At 62.8% G+C, this 6,814-nt stretch carries 8 protein-coding genes and 1 pseudogene; 5 read left to right on the top strand and 4 right to left on the bottom strand.

Annotated features, from left to right (window positions below; genetic code table 11):
* From EN949_RS31240 to EN949_RS31230, 3 genes and pseudogenes are all read left to right on the top strand, one after another.
* Positions 1 to 269: pseudogene (locus EN949_RS31240) on the top strand (penicillin-binding protein); the annotation flags it as partial.
* 253 nt (positions 270 to 522) lie between these two features.
* A complete protein-coding gene (locus tag EN949_RS31235) occupies positions 523 to 1,107 on the top strand; it encodes a DUF1214 domain-containing protein (RefSeq protein WP_127371205.1) in 585 nt (194 codons plus the stop codon).
* Positions 1,100 to 1,669 (top strand): DUF1254 domain-containing protein, encoded by a 570-nt coding sequence (locus EN949_RS31230; RefSeq protein WP_013532652.1) that lies wholly within the window; start codon positions 1,100 to 1,102, stop codon positions 1,667 to 1,669. Before EN949_RS31235 ends, EN949_RS31230 begins: the two co-directional genes overlap by 8 nt.
* Positions 1,670 to 1,710: 41 nt before the next feature.
* Here the strand turns inward: EN949_RS31230 and EN949_RS31225 are convergent, their stop codons facing one another.
* On the bottom strand, positions 1,711 to 1,899 hold the full coding sequence (locus EN949_RS31225; protein WP_013532653.1) for a hypothetical protein: 189 nt from the start codon (positions 1,897 to 1,899) through the stop codon (positions 1,711 to 1,713).
* 187 nt (positions 1,900 to 2,086) lie between these two features.
* Here EN949_RS31225 and EN949_RS31220 point away from each other — a divergent pair, with 187 nt between their 5' ends.
* Positions 2,087 to 3,121 carry a hypothetical protein gene (locus tag EN949_RS31220; RefSeq protein WP_164754860.1) on the top strand — a complete coding sequence of 345 codons (1,035 nt, stop codon included), beginning with the start codon at positions 2,087 to 2,089 and terminating at the stop codon, positions 3,119 to 3,121.
* Here EN949_RS31220 and EN949_RS31215 read toward each other — a convergent pair.
* From EN949_RS31215 to EN949_RS31205, 3 genes are all read right to left on the bottom strand, one after another.
* Positions 3,099 to 3,446, bottom strand: coding sequence for a DUF1491 family protein (locus EN949_RS31215; protein ID WP_013532655.1), 348 nt, complete (start codon positions 3,444 to 3,446; stop codon positions 3,099 to 3,101). The two genes, EN949_RS31220 and EN949_RS31215, sit on opposite strands and share 23 nt — an antisense overlap.
* A 69-nt stretch (positions 3,447 to 3,515) precedes the next feature.
* Positions 3,516 to 4,313: a peptidoglycan-binding protein gene (locus EN949_RS31210; protein ID WP_127366764.1), complete on the bottom strand. Its 798-nt coding sequence runs from the start codon at positions 4,311 to 4,313 to the stop codon at positions 3,516 to 3,518.
* Positions 4,288 to 6,021: an ATP-binding protein gene (locus EN949_RS31205; RefSeq protein ID WP_064993402.1), complete on the bottom strand. Its 1,734-nt coding sequence runs from the start codon at positions 6,019 to 6,021 to the stop codon at positions 4,288 to 4,290. The genes EN949_RS31210 and EN949_RS31205 overlap by 26 nt, the downstream gene beginning before the upstream one ends.
* Before the next feature lie 535 nt (positions 6,022 to 6,556).
* Here EN949_RS31205 and EN949_RS31200 point away from each other — a divergent pair.
* A partial coding sequence (locus EN949_RS31200; protein WP_127371882.1) for a DUF5330 domain-containing protein occupies positions 6,557 to 6,814 on the top strand: 258 nt, incomplete at its 3' end.

The raw sequence follows: 6,814 nt of genomic DNA, 5'->3' as shown, positions 1-6,814 counted from the left end.
GGCAGCGCCTGATGGTCTATGCGCACCAGAACATCGACCTCAAGCCGATCCCGGGCATCGACAAGCCCTTCATCGACGAGGAGATCGCTGCCAAGGCCGAGGAAGCACAGAAGAAGAGCGACGCGCAGGCGGTGGCCGATGCAGCCGCCGAACGGCCGCCGGTGCTGTCCAGCCGCACGACGCAGACGCTGCGGGACATGACCAGCCTTTTCCAGTCGGCGCCCGTCCTCAATACGCCTCAACCGCCGGAGACGCTGTCGGCGCTGTGATGGCGCGCCTCTTCCTTCTCCCCCTGTGGGAGAAGGTGGATCGGCGCGCAGCGCCGAGACGGTTGAGGGGTGCTGGCCGGATCACCGTCCTTGCCAAGCTGGAACACCCCTCATCCGACCGAGCTTCGCTCGGCCACCGTCTCCCGCAGGGGGAGAAGGAAGAGGCGGCTGCAATTCTACATCGGCCCGCTTGCCACAAGGCCCTGCGCCGCGATATCCCCGAGCGGCAACTCTTCGGTGTCCCCGGCCCTTCATGCTCAAAACTGCCTTCCTGACGTTGCTTTCGCTTGCCATAGCCATCATCGGCGGTGGCGGCAGCGTCTGGTATGCGCTGAAAGTCCAGGATGGCGTCGGCGCCATTCGGATCGGTCAATGGACAGCCTTTCCCGATATCGGCACGCCGTCCGCCGATCCTTATTCCAAGGCTCGCGTGGCGCGCGAGGGCGTGCTTGCACTCGGCCGTGCCGAGGGGCTGTCCTTCGTCGCCGAGCGAGACACGGGCGGCGCCGAGCTCAAGCGCGAATGCACCTACACCATCGAGGGCGGATTTCCGACGGCGCGGTTCTGGACGCTCTACGCCGCCGACCAGTCGCTCAGCGTGGTCGAGACCGGCAAATCACGGCTGGCGGCGCTGCAATCCTACGGGGTGGTGCGCCAGCCCGACAATTCGGTGATCATTTCCGCCGGCCATCACCCGATGCCCGGCAATTGGCTGCTGACAGACGGCTTCGGCAGGATGTATTTCGTGCTGACCTTCTACGACACGCCACTTGCCAGCAGCACGGGCCTGTCGGACGTCTCGCTGCCGCGGATCGTCAAGGTCGGCTGCGATGCGTAGTTTTTATGCGGCGATGCGCAGACTTTTGCATGCCGTCCTGCTCGGCCTGCTCGGCGCCGGCATTGTGCACATCGCCGTGCTGCTTCTGGTGCCTGAATTTTCCGAACGCGACGCCTGGTCGCGGCTGTCCATGGCGTCGGATCTCTACAAGATGACGCGGCTCGATGCCGAGGCCGGTGGGGCGCCCGTGGTGAAATCCGTCGACCCGCTGTTTTATGCAACGGCGTGCCGGTTCGACCTGGGCGAAGGTTTGGTCCGCGTCAAGGCACCTGGACATGTCCCGTTCTGGTCGGTGTCGGTCTACGACCGCAGCGGCCACAACATCTATTCCTTCAACGACCACACAGCGACCGGCGGCGTTCTGGATGCCGTGGTGCTGACGCCGGCGCAGATGATCGACGTGCGCAAGGACCTTCCAGAGGATCTTCAGGGGGCGATCTTCGTCGAAGCGCCGATCGAGGAAGGCATTTTCGTCATCCGTGCCTTCGTCCCCGACAGCAGCTGGAAGCCGATCGTGTCGCGCTTCTTCGAACAGAGTTCCTGTGAGTTGCAGGACTTCTAGAATAGACATGATCCCGGACCAAGGTCCGTGGCCGCCGAAACTCAGTGGTGCGGGACCGGCTTCGTCCCTGGCGACCCCGTCTTGTCGGGATCGACCGGCCGCACTTCGCCGGCATGCGACCGCTCGTAGCGGATGCCGGGAAAGATGATCACCGCCGCCGGCATTTCGGCGGTTTGCTTTGCTCTGGTGTTTGGTGCCGTACGCGGCACGAAAGACAGTACCATGCCCATGGTTCGCGCATTCCTCTCGGTTTCCCCGGAGCACAACGCAACGCCTCCAAATGCCATTAAGGCCGGCAGAGGGTTAACGGAACGCTAACGGATCGTCGCTAACTTGATCTTTGTTCTTGGTGCTCGCAAAACCGGCACAGTCCCGGTCGAGCGCGCCAAGCTTGTGTCGAGTACGGGCGTATCCTTCGTGTCATCTTCGGACTTCAGGCAAATCGCGGTAAGAAAAGACTCGGGAAAGGCCGAAAGGCTGTTCCGCGCCGCGGTGTCGGCGTTCTGCTCGCTCACCCGCCCTTCACGCCGCGAGATCGGCCAACTCGAAGACCTGACGCTGCCGCTGTTCAATGACGTGTCCGTCGAATCCCGCCGTTACGTGGCAGCCGCCCTTTCCGAATGCGAATACGCGCCCGCTGCCCTGGTGCGCCGTCTTTGCGAGGAACCGGTCGACATTGCCGCGCCGCTGCTCATCCGCTCACGCGCCGTCAGCGACATCGATCTCATCGCCCTGATCGGGCGGCATGGCCTGCCGCATGCGCGTGCCATCGCGCGCCGCAAGGGCTTGAACCCGACCATTGCTGACCTGATCAGGGCCCTCGAGAGGCCAACCCTGGTGCGCGCGCCGGACCCGGATGCGAACGCCGCTGGGGCAGACAAGATCGCGCCAGCGAGCGCGGATACCGCCTCCGGCGAGCCAGCCCGGGAACAGACACTCGGCATCGCGGCCGAGAATGCACGGCGCAGGCTGCGCTCGATGATGCGCACCGGCGACGAGAAGACAGCGACCGCCGACCCTTTCAAGGGCGCCGATACCTATATGAAATTGCGCGAGACAGCGCTGACGGGAAACGCCGCGTTCTTCCAGACCGCGCTCGCCGATGCACTCGACATCGATTTCGAGATCGCGCGATCGCTCACCGCCAACCAGAATTATGCCTCGCTGCTTGTCGCCTTGCGCTCGCTCGACCTCAGCGAAGACAGGGCCTTCCTGGTCACGGTTGCCGTCTATCCCAGCCAGTTCCCGCACCCGCAGGCTATCCGGACTTTCCTCGACCGCTACCGGCTGCTGCATCGCGAGGCGGCCCAGGACAAGATGCGGTCGTGGAGAGCGGAAATCCTTTCAAGGGTGGTTCGCGGCGCAGCACCTGCCAACAGCGATACACGCACCGCTTCGAACAGCGACGATGCGGCGGCTTCTTCCGGCCTCAGGGCGTCTTCACGGAAATAAGCTCCTCGACGGGCACGGCACCGGCCTCGATTTCGACCACCCAGATGTCGGGATCGAATTTTTTCTCCCGTTCCAGCCTGGCTTCGAGCACCGCGGGATCGTCACCAGCTCCGAGCAGAGTGAAAAACCGGTCGTCGGGCTTGGCCGAATCATAGCTTGTCTGCGGCGCCGGCCCGAACAGGGCAACCTCACCCAGCCTGCCCCGCGCCAGCACGAACACAGCGCCGGCCTCGGTCGCGCCACGCTTGACCACGGCGGCAAATCCACCGGCGCCGAAAATCCGGCGCAACAGGGCCGAAACCCACAGATCCGATGTGACGCGCATGAGAGAGCTCCCGAAACTGCCGGTTCTCTATCGATATTTCCGCCGCTCGGCGAGCCGTCGTTTCGGCCGTCAGTTGGTCAGGCCGATCTCGCGCATCTTGACGTAGACGATCTCATCGGGCTCGCCGGTCTGCGGCAGCCCGAACAGCGACTGGAATTCCTTGATCGCCGCCTTTGTGCGCGCGCCGACGACACCATCCAGCTGCATGTCGTCATTGCCGAACGCCTTGAGCCCGGCCTGGATCTTGACGATGCGGGCATCGGGCGCTTGCGTCGCGGCATCCGCCTGCCCGGAATTTGTCTGTCCCGAACCTGTCTGCAAAGACACCGGAACGGCGGCCGGCATATCCGGGCGCGGCTGCGGTCTGGGCACGACGGAAGCTGTCTTCGGCGTCGCGCCCAGTTGATCGAGCAGAAGCGCGTCGATCTCGCCGGACGTATTGAGCCCGACCTTCTGCTGATAGTCCTGGATGGCCTTGCGGGTGTTGGGTCCGGAAATGCCGTCGACCGTCCCGGAATAGAAATCGAGATCCTTCAATATGCCTTGCACCTGCTCGACAACCGGATCGCCCTTGATCGGTGCCGGCGCGCCGGATGGCCGCACGATGTTGAATGTCGTCTCCGGTTCGTCGGGCGTCGCGTGCGGAAAGCCCGCAATGCTGCGGGTCGCAAAAAATGCGCCGGCATGCGGGAAAGGTTGGTACCACAAGGCATTTGCGGAGACATAGAACAGCGTCACCAGGAACGCCGTCGAGCCGCCCACCAGGACAGGATTGCGCGAGATCATGCCGCCGACGGCGACAGCGCCGTCCTGAAAGGCATTGCTGCGGCGCTTGACCGCCTTAGCCGGTTTTCCGGAGCGAGCCATCTCTGTCCCCTTTCGCCATCGCCACAGGCATGGTCAGCACGCCGGCTTTCTCCGCCTGATGTCCCTTCGGTCCGTTCACCGGCAGGCTGATGGTCACCGTGGTGCCCTCGCCTGGCATGCTTTCGATGGACATCGTGCCCTCGTGCAGCGCCACCAGGCCCTTGACCAGTGAAAGGCCAAGACCAGTCCCCTCGAAACGGCGCGTATAGTCGTTCTGGATCTGCATGAAGGGCTTGCCGAGATTGGCGAAATCCTCCTCGGCGATGCCGATGCCGGTGTCCCTGACCCAGAAATGCAGGCGCGAACCGATCCGCTTGGCGCCGACGACGACGTCGCCGCCGTCGGGAGTGAACTTGATCGCGTTGGAGACCAGGTTGATGAGCATCTGCTGCACGGCGCGCTGATCGGCATTGATGTCGCCGGCGTCCGGCGCGATCTGCGCCTGCAGATCGATGTTCTTGGCCTGCGCCTGCAGTTGCATCATCGACTGGCACATGTCGACCGCTTCCGCGAACCGGAACGGCTCGGGTTCGGTCGCATAGACGCCCGATTCAATCCTGGACACGTCGAGTATCGAGGTTACGACGGCGAGCAGATGCTGGCCCGAATCCCGTACCAAGCCGACATATTCTTTCTGGCGCGGATCCTTGAAGGCGCCGAACATCTCATGCAGCAGCATATCCGAGAAGCCGATAATGGCATTTAACGGCGTGCGCAGTTCGTGGCTGACCACCGCCAGGAAGCGCCCCTTCGCCACCTCGGCGGACGCGGCCGCCTCATTGGCTGCCGCCAGATCCTCGCGCAACCGGGCGATCTCGTCATTCTGCCTCAGGACGAACGTAAAGACATCACCTTGTTCCTCACCACGCACGAGATCAAGCGAGAACGGCCGGTAATTGTCGGCCGTCAGGCCATTGCCATTCTGAGGCAGCCGGATGCGCAATTCGAGCCGGCGCGACAGTGCGCCGTCGCGCATGTCGGCCATTGCGCTGAGATAGGAAACGCGATCCGACAGATGGACGCGATCGAAGAGGCCGTTTCCGGACAGCAGTTCGGGCGGCAGTTTCAAAAGCGTGCGCGCTTTTGGCGACGCGTCCAGGACCTCGCCATGACGGGCGACGCGCAAGACCACCGCATCGATGATGTCTTCGAGCCGGTCGGCAGTGTCGAGCACATCAGCCGCATCGGCCGTGTTTTGAAATGCCGATGCGCGCGGGATCAGTGTGAGCGTCCAGGCCAACGGCACCAACCAGTGCCACGCCGCGATCTGCGCTCCTGCGAACGGGAATACGGTTCCAGCCAAAGGCTGAGCCAAGATGGCGACAGCGGCCGACACGGCTCCCCACAGCGCCGCCCGCCGCGAAGCGCCGATCCACCAGGCTTCAAAAGGCAGCGCCACGACAAGCATGGCGACAGGCGAACTCAGCCCGCCCGCGGCGGCAATGAGACTGCCGAGAGAAATGCCGGCCAGCACCAGGGCGACCCAACTCGCTATCGCCATCTTGCCGGTCGCCGCCACCAGCAAGGCGACGAACCAGCACAGGCCAAAGGCGGCGAAAATGGCGGCCATGGTGACGGCGACGCCCATGCCTGAAGTAACCAGCGTGACCGCGGCACCGGCGACAAAGAAAGGAGCGGCGAGCATGACGCCGATAAAGCGGCGCTGGCGCTCGCGGTCGCTCCGCCCAAGGATGGACGGATGGACCATACGTTCGCAACCGGCCGAAATCGCGCCAGGCAATTCAACGTATCTGGCCTTGATTGAACTCAACTCAACGCACTCGCACTTGTCGTGGACAGCTCTGCTTTGCAGATGGTTCTGGTTGGCTTTGAAACTCGCATCCAGCGTTTAAGGAATGGATAAGGCAGGGCCGACCAGGGCCCGGCCTGCGGCAAATATCGGGATGCCGGCGGCCGAAAGCACGGACAAATGCAGCCATAGTAAACGGAGAGTTATCCGCCGACGGCACCCATCGGCCGGGCGCACTCGGCACCTGGATTTCCCTATTTCAAGAAAAACGCAGGAAAATCATGGGGATATATGGTTATTTGTTGTTAAGGAAAATTGCTCGGATTTGAGACAAATCGATTGCAGAACGGTTCGTTTCGAATTTGCCTAAAATTTGAGGAAAATTCTCTCTTTGCCCGCAAGCCGTCCTTTGCGCCTGTGTGCCAAAATCCTGCCTACAAAAGAGGTCATGCCATATGGATGCATGATCCGGTCACGACGAGAGGGCAAGGGCATGGTCTTCCTCATAAGAATGGCTTTCTGGTTTTCGCTGGTGCTGCTGGCGCTGCCATTGAGTGTCGGCCCCGATGAAGCGGGGCATGAAAGCGTCGGACCGATCCAGGCCTTGTTTGCGGCACGCGAAGCGGTTGGCGATATCGCCGGCATTTGCGAACGCAAACCCGATGTCTGCGAGACCGGCAAGTCGGCGATGCACACCATTACCGCCCGCGCCAAAGAGACCGCCAAGATCGCGGCAGCGATGATGGACGAC

It is taken from the genome of Mesorhizobium sp. M7A.F.Ca.US.007.01.2.1, from assembly GCF_003998165.1.
Classification (GTDB): domain Bacteria; phylum Pseudomonadota; class Alphaproteobacteria; order Rhizobiales; family Rhizobiaceae; genus Mesorhizobium; species Mesorhizobium ciceri.
This window is presented reverse-complemented; position numbering and strand designations above follow the sequence as displayed.